The organism is Maribacter algicola, assembly GCF_003933245.1.
Classification (GTDB): Bacteria; Bacteroidota; Bacteroidia; order Flavobacteriales; family Flavobacteriaceae; genus Maribacter; species Maribacter algicola.
The window spans coordinates 382,862-398,849 of sequence record NZ_QUSX01000001.1; the positions used below are offsets into that span (position 1 = coordinate 382,862).

Here is a 15,988-nt window from a genome sequence, read left to right on the forward strand (position 1 = left end):
GGTATCTTTAACGCCTAAAAATAGCGTATATCCCTATCATTTTCAAATTGAAGTTTTAATCGAGATAATAATGCAGTACGAAGGCGTTCTAAAAAAAATGCAGACGGAAATGGCAAGCCCCATTCAATATTATTTGGTTTTTGAATCCGACTTTCTGAATATGAACCAGGTACTGGACTGCCAATTACATATTGAGCTTATAAAACATCAATGTTTGAACTGCGGTAATGACCGACCCATTTACCGCCAAGGCTTTTGCAGGTCCTGTTTTTTTGATATTCCAGCCGCTGGTGATTGGATTATGCGCCCTGAGTTAAGTACCGCTCATTTAGATCAAGAAGACCGGGATTTGGAGTACGAGAAAAAAGTACAACTACAACCCCATATAGTTTATTTAGCAAATTCAAGCAATATCAAGGTAGGCGTTACGAGAAAGACGCAGATTCCCACACGATGGATCGATCAAGGGGCGCACGAGGCCATTGAAATCGTAGAAGTGCCCAACAGGTATTTGGCCGGTATTACGGAGGTTGCCCTAAAGGACCATGTATCGGACAAGACCAATTGGCGTAAGATGCTGACCAATGATATCGAAGATCAGGATTTAGTAGCGTGGCGCAACAAGCTTAGGTCCTATATTCCACAAGAGGCCCTGCCCTATTTCATTGAAAGCAATACGGAAACCAATTTGGAATTCCCTGTATTACAATTTCCGGAGAAGGTCAAGAGCCTAAGCCTGGACAAAACCCCAACATATCAAGGAATCCTAAAAGGAATTAAAGGTCAGTATCTCATTTTTGAAGACAATACCGTTTTCAATATTCGAGGAAGTGAAGGCTATTATGTAGGGCTAACCATCAATTAACGGAATCTTTCTTGGTTTCCGTTTCTGTCTTTTTCTTCCCAAAAAGACCTTTTAACACATCCTTGGCGGCCTCCTTGACGGCTTCCTCCTTTTTAGGTGGTGTAGAGGGTGTATCCGTTTTTATTTTTGTGGAATCCGCTTTATTGGAACCACCCAAAATACCGCTCAATACTTCCTTGGCACCTGTTTTGGTATCCTGACCGGTGGTGTCCTTTTTGGTTGAGCCGGATAAGATATCCCCTATCAAATCCTTGGCCTTATCCTTTCCTTTATTGACCAATTTTTGCTTTTCTATCTCGATTAATTGGTTGGTCAATGTTTTTATGCCCGATGTCAAGTCGGTTGTAATTTCCGGGCTATTGTAAACCCCACCGATATTGGCCGTAACGGGAATGGTTAGGCTATCAAGAGAACGATCATCTATCCTCGCAATCAAGTTATTTATATCCTTGCCCAAATATTTGGATGGAACCTGTAAAGTGGCCTTGTAATTCATTTTTTGGTCAAAAGTGTGGTTTCCGTCCACGTTGATTTCTATATCCTGATATCGAATACTGAAGGGCTTTACCGCGACCAATCCATTTTCAAAGGATAGTTTTGTCTTTAACTCCTTCAAGCTCAGTTTTTCCAAATCGATGAAATCCAACTTAGTATCCAACGCTGATAGCACCGGCGCTTTATCAGTACTGATTTCCCTTGTGATTACATCGGCGAGGATATTACCGGTCAACGAAAGTAGGTCTGGGGTAAAATCATCGGTCAAATTACCTGAAAGGGAAATATCAGAACTGAATTTCCCTTTGAGAATTCTTGCCACTGGTGCCAAGGCCTGAAACAATTCCAATGCCTGAAAGCTTTCTTGCAATTCCAATTGGTCCAAAGCCAGCTGCATGGCAAAAGTGGGGGTTTCCTGTTTTGTGGAAACCTCTCCGTTAAAGGCGACCTTACCATCGAACAAAGAGGATGTCATATTGCTCAAGGTCGCTTTTTCGTCCTTTATACTCAGGTTTCCGGAAACGTCCCGGAGTGTAATATTATCATAGATAACGGTATTGGCCCTTGCATTAAAGTTGGCATCCAAAAAGGAAGGTATTTTGATTCTTTCTTCCGATGCCGTATTCTGGGAGGAAGTATTTCCCGAAGCCTCCCCTGATTCCTCCACCATAAAATCGTTCAACGCAAAAGTGTTGGAAACCAAATCAAAGGTGCCCTCCACGTTTTCATTATTGAACAAATACCCCAGAAAATTGTTTATGGTACCTGTAATTCGGAAATCTGTTTGTCCCGTGGAGCCCTTCAATTCGCGCAAGGTAACCGATTTAGGATTAAATGAAACCGATGTAGAGTTAAGCACAACCGGATTGGGAATTTCCTCGGATTTATATTCAAAATCGGTAAGGGTCATTTGCCCTTCCGTCTTTGTATTCTCGTACTGTTTCCTTTCAATGGTTGCCATATCAAAAGCCGTGGAAATATCGGCATTCAACAGCCCCTTTAAACTAAGTCCCGCCGGTACGGGGTATGCCTTTTCAAGATTGGCCAAGTTCATTTTTCCGTCCAAATGGGCATCGACTTTGGTATTGCCCATCAATTCGGAAATTTTTGAGGTCATATTGAACCGATCCTCATCGATCATGAAGGATGCACGATTGATATCCACGTACGTATCTTCGGCCAAACCACTATTATTGTTTATCGCTACATCAATGAATATATTTTTTACCGTTTTGGGCAGATCCGGGTATTTGAACGAAGCATTGTTCGAATTTATCTTGATATTGAACTTTGGAATATGTTCTTCGTCTACGATTCCATTAAAGCGGCCTTCTACAACGAAATCCCCCGTTGTTGTAACGTTTTCAATATTTTTGGAATACGTTTCAGGAATGACCGCCAAGAAATTTTTAAAATCGGACGAGGGAGTCTTAAAACTGATATCCACTTCCTGATTGTCGTCGTTCAATTTTACGAAGCCTTCAAAAACCAACGGAAGTTGATTGACCAGCGCCTCGTTCCTTAAAAAGGAATATTTGTTTTCGTTCAAATCGATTCCGATCAGCGCATCCAATTGCACCTTGTTCTTGTTTAAATAATTGGTGCTGTCCATTTCAAAGGAAACAAGGGCATCCGTGTGGGTATCCAGTTCCGAGGTTGCTAAGGAAAGGTCTCCGGTTCCCTTATGGTTCATTTCATCGATTTCCAAATGAATGCCGGTGGAAAAATCATCGTACAAAATCCTCGAATTGTTTATTTCGTAGGATTCCATGTTGAAGGCAAAACCTTCGGTATCCGATGAAGTTTCCGCACCCGTTGTTTCGGACTCCAAGGCAATATCGTAATTGGCATTTTCGGCCTCGTCCAACTTTATATGTAACAGCGCATCGCTCACCTGTAATTTTGAAATGGAAATAGGTTCGCCGCTTGATTTCAACAACTGCATGACCCCCATGGACAATGAGACTTCCTTGGAGGCAAACAAAGTGTCGCCCTCAAAAGGGGCCTTGTTCACCAAGCTTACGTCCTTTAAGCTAACCTCGGCATTGGGAAAACTACGGATGAGACTCAATTTGGCATCGGTAAAGTCCAAAGTGGCGTTAACGGAACTATTTACATTGTTCCTAATGATGTCCCCAATTTTGGCTTCCAGAAAAAAGGGGATGGAAACCAATAGGCCCATTATCAGCAAAAGGATTATGCCTACTATCTTTAATATCTTCTTCATATGTTAATTTAAAAAGCAATTTCTTCTAACAATCTATTGAAAATCCATTGGAATCATTGATGCTTTTCTACCAATTGTTGATGCTACCGATAGAACTCAAAAACCAACACGATTATTATGCATCAAGGTCGATTTCCTCACCTATGGCAAGGTTAAATCGTTTCCGCATCATATATACGAAGAAATACAGGAAAGGGGTGTCAATCAATGCTATAAAAATCTTAAAAAGGAAGCCGCTTATCACAAGGCCGAAAAACAGGTCCCATGGCAAGACCTTAAAGAGGCAGAGCAGTCCTACGACGGTGAACGTATCCACAAATTGTGACAGAAAAGTGGAAAAGTTGTTCCGAAGCCACAAGTATTTCCCCTTGGTCACTCTCTTCCAGAAATGGTAAATGGCAATGTCAATGTACTGGGCCGCCAAATAAGCAAGCATAGAAGCCAATACCGCTATGGGCGAGAGCGCGAATACCCTACTGAAGATTTCATCATTCAATGGGGACGATTCAATGGCAGGGGCCACATTGGCCAATAACACGATACCCAAAGAGAAAAAAGAAGCAAAAATGCCCGCTGTAACGATTTGGTTGGCCTTTTTTCGCCCAAAAATCTCGGAAATAAGGTCGGTAATCAAAAAAGTAATCGGATATGGTAGAATTCCCACGGAAATCTCGAACAACGAAACCCCAAAAACGGTAACATCACCAAAGGGCTTCCAATAAAAAAACTTCTGGAAAATAAGGTTGGACACCACCAAAGAGGTGATGAACAGTGCCCCAAGATATAAATAGATGCTTCTGGCCAGCAATTTATCCTTTTGTAACATTTTAATCGATGTTCAGGATAAAGGGCATTCTGGCCTGAATACCTTTTTGGTTCATATAGGATTTTATATCCTTTAAAATGTGGTACGTCTCCTCCCCTATTTCCTCTTTGATTATATTTTCCTTCATTTTGGCTCCGGCACCGGAAATATCTTCGATAAAACGCTCAAAGCCAGATTTGTATTTGGGGTACTTGCGTATGCCATAACTTTCGATTTCGGCCATCCTGGCGGCCTCGGCAATGGCATCTTCCAAAGTTCCTAGTTCATCCACAAGACCCAATCGCTTGGCGTCCACTCCGCTCCAAACCCTGCCCTGGGCAATGCTATCGGCCTGGGCCATGGAAATGTTCCTACCATTGGACACTCGTGTCAGGAAGGTTTCATAGGTATCCTCGATACTCTCCTGCACCTGGTTCCTAAAGGCCTCTCCCATGGGTTCAAATAGGGAATACTCGACCGAGTTCTTATTGGTACCCACTTGCTCCGCATTGATGCCGATGTCCTTGGCCAGGCCTTCGATATTGGGAATCGTTCCAAAAACCCCGATCGATCCCGTAATGGTAGTTGGTTCGGCAAAAATTTTATCGGCCCCGGCCGCAATATAATAACCGCCGGAGGCGGCCACATTGCCCATGGACACCACTACGGGCTTTACTTCTTTGGCCAGTTCCACTTCCCGCCATATGATATCAGAAGTAAGGGCACTACCCCCGGGTGAATTTACCCGTAGCACTATGGCCTTTACCTTTTCATCCTCACGGGCCTTGATCAAGGCTTCGTTTATAATGCCTTGACCGATTACATCCGGTCCGCCCTCACCATAAAATATTTCCCCTTGGGCAAAAATGACCGCAATTTTATCGTTCCCTACTTTTAATTCCTTTTTGGTAGAGAACCGAGTATAATCATCCAATGAAATGTAATTGATATCCTCTTTTTCTTCTTCTGAAAGAGCACGGGCGATTACACTCTCGTATTCATCATAGAAGAGAACCTCGTCGATCAAACGGTTCTGCTTGGCATATTTGGGCATCCTTCCACCTAGAGTATCTGCAATGATATTTAAGTCGTGAGGGCTTATATCCCTGGCCATGGAAATGTCATCGATCATTGAATTCCAAAGCGACTGCAGCAATTCTCCAATTTGTTTCCTGTTTGCCTCGCTCATCTCATTTTCCAGAAAAGGCTCCACAGCACTTTTATACTTCCCGTGACGGATGACCTCCATTTTCACACCTGTTTTTTCCTGTAGGTCCTTAAAGTACAGCACTTCTGAAGAAAGACCCCTAAAGTCCATTACCCCTACTGGATTCAAGAAAACCGAATCCGCCACACTGGCCAAATAATAATCCTTCTGGGAATAGAAATCGCCGTAGGCGTATATGAACTTCCCGGATTCCTTGAAGTCGTCCAAGGCCTTTCGCAGGGTCTGTGTCTGGGCCAATCCGGCCAACAAAAAATTGTTGTTGATACTAATACCCTTTATTCTCTCATCACCTTTTGCAACGGTTATCGCTTGAAGAATATCGTCCAATCCTTGGGATTCCTCGAACAAACCGGAGAACGGATTCATTTCACTGCTACCGGTATAATCTGCTATAGGCCTTTGTAGCTGAATTTCCAAAACAGAGTTGCTCTTAACACTTACGGTATCCTCACCGCTTCCCAAAAGCGCAATGAATACAAAGAACATCACAAAGATGATTCCCAAGGCAATTAAGGTGCCCAGAATGGCCGCTAAAAGGTTTCCCAAAAACTTCATTAAAACGCAATTTTTATTAGCTTCCAAAGATAACCAATGTGAATTTGTTTTAGTTAATTTGCCTTCATATTATGTTAGAATCGAACACCGTTTATTTTTCCATTGGCAGTAATCTGGGCCAAAAGCGCAACAACCTACAAAAAGCAATCTTTCTCATTGGGGAACGTATTGGCGAGGTCACCGCTATTTCCCATGTTTACAACACCCCTGCCCTAGGATTTGATTCGGATGATTTTTTCAACGCCTGTCTCGAAGTAAAGACCGACTCGCCTCCTGAGGATGTTTTGGAGCATCTATTGGCCATTGAAAAACACTTAGGCAGGGAAAGAACCTCGGAATCAGGATACCAAAGCCGGGTTATTGATCTGGACATCATTTATTTTGATACGCACGTGGTGCATACGGAAAAGTTGACCGTACCCCATTCCAGAATGACGGAACGCAGGTTTGTTTTAAAGCCCTTGGCCGATATCGCCCCACAATTTTATCACCCCATCGTCAATAAGGACACTCGTAATCTATTACAGGAAACCAAGGACAAGAGCGAAATAACGAAACTGCCGATAAAACTCTTTAAAAATAGAATGGAATTGTTTTCCGATGTACAGTTTCTTGCCATCGAAGGAAATATTGGCGCCGGAAAAACCAGTTTGGCCGCCAAAATATCGGAGAATTTTAATGCCAAATTGATTTTGGAACGTTTTGCGGAAAACCCCTTCCTACCAAATTTTTATAAAGATAAAGCGCGGTATGCCTTTCCCTTAGAAATGTCCTTTTTAGCCGATAGGTATCAGCAATATATGGACGATACCAATCAATTCGATCTTTTTACAAATTTTATGGTCAGTGACTACGACATATTCAAGTCGCTGATATTTGCCAAGGTAACACTACAAAAAGATGAATTTGAACTGTACAGGAAGATTTTCAATTTTATGTACAAGGAGGTCAAAAAACCTAAAATCTACGTCTATCTGTATCAGACCACGGAGCGACTTTTGGAGCAGATCAAAATGCGAGGCAGGGACTACGAAAAGGGCATAGATGCCAACTATCTTGAGAAGATAAATCGCGGTTACCTTGATTTTTTAAGGACGTATCCCCAACAAAACCAGTTGATTATAGATGTTTCCGAGCTTGACTTTGTAAATAAAGAACCTGATTACAAAACCCTCTTAGAAAGTATTTCCAGCTTTGCCCTTCAACAGCGGGATTAACACAATTTTGGCAAATTTCTTGCACAATAGAAATGAATTTACTTTCTTGGCATCCTCTTTCGAGAAACTAACTAACTCAAACTATACGTAAAGCCCGGTTATGCCGGGCTTTTATTTTTGTAGTTTACTCCAGAAATCCCAAACCACCACCCCCACACTAACAGAAATATTCAAGGAGTGTTTGGTCCCAAATTGGGGTATTTCCAACACGGAATCGCACCCATCCACTACTTTTTGCTGCACCCCTTTTACTTCGTTTCCAAAAATCAGCGCGTACTTTCCAGATGTATTTGGCAAAAAAGTATGGAGCATCTGAGCCCCCACGGCCTGCTCTATAGCCAAATTCATATACCCACTGGATTTAAGCTTTGGCAACAAGTCCATAATATCTTCCACATACTCCCATTCCACACTTTCCGTGGCACCAAGGGCGGTCTTATGGATATCCTTATGTGGTGGTTTTGCCGTAATTCCGCAGAGGTATATTTTCTCCACCAAAAACGCATCGGAGGTTCTAAAAACAGATCCAATATTATTCAGACTACGTATGTTGTCCAATATGATACTTACGGGAATTTTTTCACTTTTCTTAAACTGGTCTACGTCCAATCGGTCCAGCTCCTCGTTCTTTAGTTTTCTCATAGGGATACTTTTCAACTATCATGGGTAAATATCAACAAAAATTCCAATCGCCTTGGGAATGCCATATATTCGTGTTGAATGGACAAAAATAGGTAGAGAACAAGTGGCAACGAAAGGAAATATGAAAAAGGTGACCCCATTGATGAAACAATACAATACCATCAAGACCAAATATCCTGATGCCCTGTTGTTGTTTCGTGTGGGCGACTTTTACGAGACTTTTGGGGAAGATGCCGTCAAGGCCTCCAAAATTCTGGGCATTATCCTTACACATCGAAACAATGGCGGTGACCGAACGGAACTGGCCGGTTTTCCCCACCATTCCTTGAATACCTATCTGCCCAAATTGGTAAAGGCCGGGCAACGAGTGGCCATTTGTGACCAGTTGGAGGACCCCAAACAGACCAAGACCATCGTAAAACGCGGGGTCACTGAATTGGTGACTCCGGGCGTAGCATTAAATGATGATATCCTAAATGCAAAGAGCAATAATTTTCTTTGTGCCGTCCATTTTGGGAGAAAGAAGATCGGGGTTGCCTTTGCGGATATCTCAACAGGGGAATTCTTGACTTCTGAAGGAAGCGAAGAGCAGGTGGACAAGCTTTTACAAAATTTCTCGCCCAATGAAATCCTCATCTCCAAATCGCACCGCAAGGAATTCGCCGACATTTTTGGAAATCAGTTCCACACCTTTTTTGTGGAGGATTGGGTTTACCAAGAGGACTATGCCCTGGAGAACCTCACCAACCATTTTAAGACCAAATCCTTAAAGGGATTTGGGGTGGACCATTTAGGACATGGGATTATCGCATCCGGCGTAATCCTGCACTATCTATCAGAAACCCAGCACAGGCAGCTGCAACACATCAACACCCTTCAGCGCGTTGCCGAGGACGAATATATTTGGATGGACCGTTTCACCATTAAAAACCTGGAACTGTACCACTCCAATAACGAAAATGCCGTAACCTTATTGGACGTTATTGACAAAACCATATCCCCAATGGGAGGACGGATGATCAAACGCTGGTTGGCCCTACCGCTTAAAAACGTCCAAAAAATTAGGAGTCGGCATGAGGTTGTAAAACACTTGTACGAAAACGAGGAAATACTTCACAAATTACAGGCGAACATCAAACATATTGGGGATTTGGAACGGCTGATTTCCAAGATTTCCACAGGGAAAGTAAACCCAAAGGAGGTTGTTCTGCTAAAGAATTCCCTGCAGGCCATCATACCTATCAAACAAATTACCTGCAACTCCCAGAACGAGGCTTTGGCCCTCATTGGGGACAAATTACATTCTTGTGACCTGTTGCGAAACAAAATCAAGGAAATGCTCAATGAGGAGGCTCCCGTAAATATCCTAAAGGGCAATGTTATTGCCGATGGATTTTCCGATGAATTGGATGAATTACGTGGACTGGCAACCCGTGGGAAGGATTATTTGGACCAAATGCTGGAACGCGAAACGCAGGCGACCGGTATATCCTCACTTAAAATTGCTTCCAACAACGTTTTTGGCTATTATATAGAAGTTCGAAACACCCACAAAAACAAGGTTCCGGAAACTTGGATCCGTAAACAGACCTTGGTCAACGCAGAGCGCTATATTACAGAAGAGCTAAAAGAATACGAATCTAAAATCTTGGGAGCGGAGGAACGTATCACTTCTTTAGAACAGCAGTTGTTCTCGCAGCTAATCGTGTGGATGCAGGAATATATCCAACCGGTACAGCAAAATGCCCATCTAATAGCTCAACTCGACTGTCTCTGCGGATTTACCCAATTGGCGAAGGAAAACCAGTACGTTGCACCAGAACTCAATGGTTCCACGGATATTATTATTAAAAACGGACGCCATCCGGTCATAGAAAAACAATTGCCATTGGGCGAGGCCTACATTGCCAATGACGTATCCTTGGATCGAAGCGGCCAACAAATTATCATGATTACGGGACCCAATATGAGTGGTAAATCGGCTATTTTACGACAAACGGCGCTCATTGTACTCTTGGCCCAAATGGGAAGTTTTGTTCCCGCTGAAGCTGCGCAAATTGGCTATGTGGATAAAATTTTTACCCGTGTAGGCGCCAGTGACAATATCTCGATGGGAGAATCGACCTTTATGGTTGAAATGAACGAGACCGCCTCTATCCTCAACAATCTTTCAGAACGAAGTTTGGTGCTTTTGGATGAAATTGGCCGGGGAACCAGTACCTACGATGGTATTTCCATCGCCTGGGCCATTTCGGAGTATCTTCACGAACATCCTGCAAGGGCCAAAACCTTGTTTGCCACACACTACCATGAATTGAACGAGATGGCGGCTACCTTTGACCGCATTAAAAACTACAATGTTTCCGTAAAAGAACTCAAGGATAACGTATTGTTCCTTAGAAAATTAACACCTGGTGGCAGCGAGCATAGTTTTGGCATCCATGTGGCCAAAATGGCGGGTATGCCACAACAGGTCATATCTAGGGCCAATAAGATTTTAAAGAAATTGGAGAAATCCCACTCCAACGAAGAACTAACAGAAAAGCTCTCGTCTTCAAGGGAAGAAATGCAGCTAAGCTTCTTTAATTTGGACGATCCCCTCTTGGAAGAGATTAAGGAAGAAATCCTACATTTGGACATTGATACACTTACCCCAGTGGAGGCCTTGATGAAACTCAACGAGATAAAACGCTTGTTGTCAAAAAAGAAGAAAGCTACCTCTTAATAAAAGTCATTCTTTTGCTTTTTTTACTTTGACATTTATAGAATTGTATTAAATTTGCATCCGCATCTTTAGAGATGTACGTTCTTTTTAATTTGCGAAAATAGCTCAGTTGGTAGAGCGCCACCTTGCCAAGGTGGAGGTCGCGGGTTCGAATCCCGTTTTTCGCTCAATTTTTACTCCGCACGGCTACGGCTACGCATAGCCCCGAAAGCGGAGTTTTTTATTTAAAATAACAATAAGTCCTGCTCGAGTGGTGGAATTGGTAGACACGCCGGACTTAAAATCCTGTGGGCATTTGCCCGTGCGGGTTCAAGTCCCGCCTCGAGTACTTATAATTGGAAAAGTCGTGAATTATCACGACTTTTTTGTTTTGAAAGATTGAGCAAATCAAATTTGTGAAAAGCTTGAAAAACAAGAAAGCAATCATAAAATGATTGACTTTTATAATTTCAACAAGTTTGAAGGGGACTCGCCTAAGGAAATTCCCACCTCGAGTACTAAAAAACCCTCTCAATCATTTGATTTTGAGGGTTTTTTAATTGTGAAATTTTTAAACAGGAATGAGCTATTTATAAAAATCTATTCTCTACGTTGAGAGGTTCACCTTTTTTTACTAAACCATTCATATTGCATTAAAAAATAAGCCTTCACCATTAAACCTTTTGCTATTTTAGGCCTCTAAAATTGAATAGACTAAATAACCGATAGTAATATGAGCAGAAAATCAGAGAACACTTTTAGGGAATTTCACCGCTACCTAGGCTTTTTCCTAGCTGGTATTATGGCTGTTTATGCCATTAGTGGAATTGTTTTAACCTTTAGAAACACAGACTTCCTAAAAAGTGAGGTTACCATCACAAAAACAATCCCTAAAGGGTTGAATGAGGAAAAATTGGGTCAAGAACTTCGTATGCGCTTCTTCAAAGTGGATAAGACGGAGGGAGACATGGTTTATTTTGGCAATGGCACTTATAATAAGGTTACAGGCGATGTATCTTACACAGAAAAGCGTCAACCTATCGTCATCGAAAAAATGAACAAACTGCATAAGATGCACCAGGGGAATCCCTTGTTTTGGCTCGCTATACTATTTGGTATAGGTTTACTGTTCTTTTCTGTATCCGCTTTTTTTATGATCAACCCAAAGGCACCCATTTACAAAAAGGGCATCTATTTTGCCGTTGCTGGTTTTTTATTGACGGTGGTCCTTTTAATGGTTTGATACATTATTTGCCTTACAAAAAAAGAACCCGGACGATTGTCGGGGTTCTTTTATAAATCAATGGGTTATTTGAATTTTTATTTATAATTCTTAACACGCTCGTCGGTAATAATCCCGCTCCAATTCAGCCCAAAGGCGAAATCATATACATTTCCATCTGCATCGGTATGAGGCACCATATCCCTTGGCACATCTTCAAATTGTGCTTCCACGGTAAGCATATCCGCGGGCATCTGAAATGGAAGCAATGCCGATGGTTCCACCTTACCGGAAATTATGTCCATCAACGCCTGGTCCTGTACACCCATGTGGATCAAAATACTCGAAGCACTGGGTTCAATTTCTGAAAACACCATAGGCTTTGAAACCTTTACCGATACAATTACTGGTTTATCTCCCATTTTTGCCTTGGTATCGTTCACTAATTGCATATCTGTTGCATTAATGGTGGTTACCGATTTTCCTTTATAACTTCTATTGGTAAAATCCTCTAAAGGACTACCGCCGGCCAAACTAACTTCACGGGCTGTATTGGCCGTGTACGGACCATATTGTAAGTTGATCGGAATGTATCCATTGCCTCCTTTTTCCAAATCTGCATCGTTATAACCTACACCACCATCGGGACTTTGTATCCCCACCAATGCAAAATCTGCCTCTTCTGGAGTTTCCACAACATCAAAGTATTTCGCTACGACTTCCATATTGAAAGCATCTACCGTTTTAGGCTCGGTAGTCACGCCCCACCAATTCGTAGTAGGTGCTATATAGCGCTGTGGTACGTAAACCTTTTGCTTTGTCTCAATTGGAAGTGCCTTGTTACTGTTTTTTAACATTATAATGGAGCGTAGCTGCGCATCGAAACCAGCTTTCATGTACTCACTATTTCCCACAATTTCCTTGGTTTCTTCCACATCCAAATATGGATTTTCAAAAAGGCCAGTTCTAAATATATTGGTCAACAAACGTACCGCCGATTCCTCAAATCGCGCTCGCATGGCCTCTTCACCTTTCTCGGCAACACCCAATTTATAAGCCTCTAAAACAGGCCCCATATCATTGTTGCCACCAAATTGGTCCATTCCAGCCTCTATTGCCTTGTAATGACGTTCCGCAACTGAAAGCCCTTCTACACCAAAAGGTTTTCCTTCAAATTTAGATACGGAAGTTATATCCCTCGTGATACCCCAATCCGTACACAATACGCCATCGTAACCATACGTTCCCCGAAGCACATCCGTAATTAAATACTTATTATAGCCGTTCGCGACTTTCTCGCCCTCCCCTGTGGAAATAGTATAGTACGGCATCACAGCCGCAGCCATTTTTGTGGGACCTTCAAGTTTAAAGGCACCTTCCGTAAAGGGCTGCATATGATCTTTAATATTTTTACCAGGATAGACCGCATAGGCACCATAACCAAAATGTCCGTCACGACCACCTTCCTCCGGTCCACCGCCAGGCCAATGTTTTACCATGGCATTCACGCTTTCCATGCCCCAATCGCCTCCATTGGTTGATTGAAATCCGTCAACATAAGCTCTTGCCAAATCCGTTGCCAAATCAGGATCTTCACCCATTGTACCATCAAAACGGCTCCAACGAGGTTCTGTCGCTAAATCTATTTGTGGAGAAAGAGCCGTGGCGATTCCCAATGCCCTATATTCCTTGGAAGCAATTTCACCAAATTGTTTCATGAGGGCGGGATCAAAAGAGGCTGCTATGCCCAAAGTACCCGGCCACATTGAAATATCCCCACCGGCACCAGCATTGAATTCCGCATAGGAATCACTGCCATGACGAGGATCGGAACTTGTATTGACCGGAATACCCAAATATAAACCTTCTGCAAAAGCCTGAACATTATTGTTCCACTGCGCTGCGACTGCGGGACTCTCCACAGAGGTAATCAACACATGGCGTAAATGGTCATCACTCAAAAATTTCTTTTGCTCATCGGACAAATCACTTGCAAGAGCACCGCTTTCTGAAAAGGTTTTGCCATTGTAGGTGGATGACCCAAAACCACGGCTTCTTCCAGGGAGGGATTGATGCGAGCTGTATAGCATAAGACCTGCGATATCTTCTAAACTCATTTTTTTCGCCAAATCCTTTGCACGTTCTTTGACTGGCAAGCGCCAATCTTCATAAGCATCCAGTTCGCCGTTTTTATTGAGGTCTTTGAAGGCATATCTATCCACGGTAAGGAGTTGTACCCCAGATTCAGGATGATACCCCAAGGTGCTTCCTTCCAAGTTTTTTACCTCTATGTAATCCTCATTCTGTTGGGTAGTGAACTTATCACCACAACTAACCAGTAAAATTGCACATAGGGCAATTATAAAAAAAGTATTCTGTTTATTATGTTTCATTATTTCAATTTTTTTAGTTTCCACTCGTTATTTCAAATAATTCTTTATCCCATTGAGGTTTTACCTCACAGGTTACATCAAAATGCATGGTTGCCGTATTCTCTTCCGAGTAAGCAGGCCATTCCGGTAAACTATCCGTATTTGGATTTCCGGTCGTGGCGAAATTGATCCACGCCTGGCTCATCTTATCGGCCAAGGTATGTGCCTCCGCACCACCACCTGTCATATGGTTTGCTTTGTCCACCGTATTAAAAACAAAGGGTAGTTCCATACAGTGGAGCGATTTGTATTTGCCGTCAAAAACCGGAGACTGCCATGTGAACAAATACATATATACGGGGGCTCCTCCTTCTAAGCTCGATTTTCTATTCGCCTGAGCAACTGCCCCCGGACGGAACATCGTATCCACGTCCAATAGATCCTTAGGGTCCTTGTCATTTGGATAGGCCTTTTTAACCGCAGCGATATAATCATCGGCCTTATCCTTGTAAGTATCCTTGATATGTTTCATGATTTCGGCTTCGGAAGCGTTCAAAAATCGCATGTTGGCAAATGGTGCAAATTCATTTTTTACGGTCCCAATCAACAAAGGAATGTTCCTGGACATTTCAAAAGCTTCGTTTGAATTAACTTGAAAAGGAAGGTCCTCTCCATCCCTGCTGGGCCCCCAGTTCAGTCCAAAACCTATGACCGGCTTACCGGCATCCTTCATTTTTTGGGCGACATTTTGTAAGGCCTTGGCACTGGCATCTGCCAATACTTCGAACGGTATCTTTTGAATGCTATCGATGTTGGAGGCATCCAATCCCAAAATAGAAATGGTTTCCGCCGCTATGGCCTGCGTATCCTCCTTCTCCAATATACCGCTCCTCATGGCCCCACTCTGGTTGATGGCCTTATGAAAAAGTCCTTTTGCCTTGGGCATGGCCATCAAGGTATTCACCTTGGCCCCTCCCCCAGACTGACCGAATACGGTTACATTGTTAGGGTCGCCACCGAAATTCTCAATGTTCGCCTTTACCCATTCCAAGGCCATGACCATATCCAAAATACTGTTGTTGGCGGAGTGCTTGTACTTTTCACCATAGGCCGATAAATCCAAAAAGCCCAATACGTTTAATCTATGATTGATTGAAACCACGACCACATCCCCTTTTTTACTTAGGTTCTCCCCGTCATAGGAAGGAAGCTCATGACTCGATCCGGCCGTAAAACCCCCGCCATGAATCCAAAACATAACGGGTCTTTTTTTGTTGTCCGAAATACTTGGCGTCCAAACATTCAAACTCAGGCAATCTTCGTTGGTATAGCCCCAATCATGATCGAACACGAACTCAGATTCGTCCTGAACCGAGGTGGTGGAAGTCATGAGAGGCGCCACAGGACCATACATGGTGGAACTGCGAACGCCTTCCCAGGCATCGGGCTTTACAGATGCCTCAAAACGTTCCGCCTTGGCATAGGGAATTCCCTTATACGTGAAAATTCCATTTTGGATATATCCGCGTACCTTGCCGCTTTCCGTATTTGTAACGGCTACATCCTTTCCCGTAGTCACTTCTTGGCCCAGCACAGCCAGTGACCCCATAAAGAGCATTACAAAAAAATTAAGTGTTCCTTTTTTCATTTTGTTAA

General features: G+C 42.9%; 10 protein-coding genes and 2 tRNA genes. 6 read left to right on the forward strand and 6 right to left on the reverse strand.

Annotated features, from left to right (window positions below):
- Nucleotides 1–70 precede the first annotated feature (70 nt).
- Nucleotides 71–865, forward strand: a complete 795-nt coding sequence (locus DZC72_RS01695; protein WP_125221184.1) for a DUF2797 domain-containing protein — start codon at nt 71–73, stop codon at nt 863–865.
- Here DZC72_RS01695 and DZC72_RS01700 read toward each other — a convergent pair.
- The 3 genes from DZC72_RS01700 to sppA form a co-directional block, all read right to left on the reverse strand.
- Entirely contained in the window at nt 858–3,587 is a 2,730-nt protein-coding gene (locus DZC72_RS01700; RefSeq protein WP_125221185.1) for an AsmA-like C-terminal region-containing protein, read from the reverse strand. The genes DZC72_RS01695 and DZC72_RS01700 overlap by 8 nt on opposite strands.
- Before the next feature lie 115 nt (nt 3,588–3,702).
- A complete protein-coding gene (locus DZC72_RS01705) occupies nt 3,703–4,413 on the reverse strand; it encodes a queuosine precursor transporter (protein WP_125221186.1) in 711 nt (236 codons plus the stop codon).
- 1 nt (nt 4,414) lies between these two features.
- Nucleotides 4,415–6,175: a signal peptide peptidase SppA gene (gene sppA, locus DZC72_RS01710; RefSeq protein WP_125221187.1), complete on the reverse strand. Its 1,761-nt coding sequence runs from the start codon at nt 6,173–6,175 to the stop codon at nt 4,415–4,417.
- A gap of 71 nt (nt 6,176–6,246) precedes the next feature.
- Between sppA and folK the strand changes: the two genes are divergently transcribed.
- Nucleotides 6,247–7,392, forward strand: a complete 1,146-nt coding sequence (gene folK / locus DZC72_RS01715; RefSeq protein ID WP_125221188.1) for a 2-amino-4-hydroxy-6-hydroxymethyldihydropteridine diphosphokinase — start codon at nt 6,247–6,249, stop codon at nt 7,390–7,392.
- 111 nt (nt 7,393–7,503) lie between these two features.
- On the opposite strand, the gene DZC72_RS01720 is transcribed toward folK, so the two are convergent.
- The gene (locus DZC72_RS01720; RefSeq protein WP_125221189.1) at nt 7,504–8,034 is read right to left on the reverse strand and encodes an RNA methyltransferase; all 531 of its coding nucleotides are present in this window, start codon (nt 8,032–8,034) and stop codon (nt 7,504–7,506) included.
- A gap of 121 nt (nt 8,035–8,155) precedes the next feature.
- On the opposite strand from DZC72_RS01720, the gene mutS reads away from it, so the two are divergent.
- The 4 genes from mutS (at nt 8,156) to DZC72_RS01740 (ending at nt 11,981) form a co-directional block, all read left to right on the forward strand.
- Nucleotides 8,156–10,759: a DNA mismatch repair protein MutS gene (mutS, locus tag DZC72_RS01725; protein WP_125222559.1), complete on the forward strand. Its 2,604-nt coding sequence runs from the start codon at nt 8,156–8,158 to the stop codon at nt 10,757–10,759.
- Between the two features lie 94 nt (nt 10,760–10,853).
- Nucleotides 10,854–10,926, forward strand: a tRNA-Gly gene (locus tag DZC72_RS01730).
- Nucleotides 10,927–11,003: 77 nt separating this feature from the next.
- Nucleotides 11,004–11,087 (forward strand) — tRNA-Leu (locus DZC72_RS01735).
- Between the two features lie 384 nt (nt 11,088–11,471).
- Nucleotides 11,472–11,981 (forward strand): PepSY domain-containing protein, encoded by a 510-nt coding sequence (locus DZC72_RS01740; protein ID WP_125221190.1) that lies wholly within the window; start codon nt 11,472–11,474, stop codon nt 11,979–11,981.
- 77 nt (nt 11,982–12,058) lie between these two features.
- On the opposite strand, the gene DZC72_RS01745 is transcribed toward DZC72_RS01740, so the two are convergent.
- On the reverse strand, nt 12,059–14,353 hold the full coding sequence (locus DZC72_RS01745) for a glycoside hydrolase family 3 protein (RefSeq protein WP_125221191.1): 2,295 nt from the start codon (nt 14,351–14,353) through the stop codon (nt 12,059–12,061).
- 13 nt (nt 14,354–14,366) lie between these two features.
- Nucleotides 14,367–15,980: a carboxylesterase/lipase family protein gene (locus DZC72_RS01750; protein WP_125221192.1), complete on the reverse strand. Its 1,614-nt coding sequence runs from the start codon at nt 15,978–15,980 to the stop codon at nt 14,367–14,369.
- Nucleotides 15,981–15,988 lie beyond the last annotated feature (8 nt).

What these genes read in the sequence shown, in the direction of transcription:
- sppA (WP_125221187.1), bottom strand. Translation starts at nt 6,175, where the DNA reads ATGAAGTTTTTGGGAAACCTTTTAGCGGCCATTCTGGGCACCTTAATT.
- DZC72_RS01740 (WP_125221190.1), top strand. Translation starts at nt 11,472, where the DNA reads ATGAGCAGAAAATCAGAGAACACTTTTAGGGAATTTCACCGCTACCTA.
- DZC72_RS01695 (WP_125221184.1), top strand. Translation starts at nt 71, where the DNA reads ATGCAGTACGAAGGCGTTCTAAAAAAAATGCAGACGGAAATGGCAAGC.
- DZC72_RS01700 (WP_125221185.1), bottom strand. Translation starts at nt 3,587, where the DNA reads ATGAAGAAGATATTAAAGATAGTAGGCATAATCCTTTTGCTGATAATG.
- mutS (WP_125222559.1), top strand. Translation starts at nt 8,156, where the DNA reads ATGAAAAAGGTGACCCCATTGATGAAACAATACAATACCATCAAGACC.
- DZC72_RS01720 (WP_125221189.1), bottom strand. Translation starts at nt 8,034, where the DNA reads ATGAGAAAACTAAAGAACGAGGAGCTGGACCGATTGGACGTAGACCAG.
- DZC72_RS01705 (WP_125221186.1), bottom strand. Translation starts at nt 4,413, where the DNA reads ATGTTACAAAAGGATAAATTGCTGGCCAGAAGCATCTATTTATATCTT.
- DZC72_RS01745 (WP_125221191.1), bottom strand. Translation starts at nt 14,353, where the DNA reads ATGAAACATAATAAACAGAATACTTTTTTTATAATTGCCCTATGTGCA.
- folK (WP_125221188.1), top strand. Translation starts at nt 6,247, where the DNA reads ATGTTAGAATCGAACACCGTTTATTTTTCCATTGGCAGTAATCTGGGC.
- DZC72_RS01750 (WP_125221192.1), bottom strand. Translation starts at nt 15,980, where the DNA reads ATGAAAAAAGGAACACTTAATTTTTTTGTAATGCTCTTTATGGGGTCA.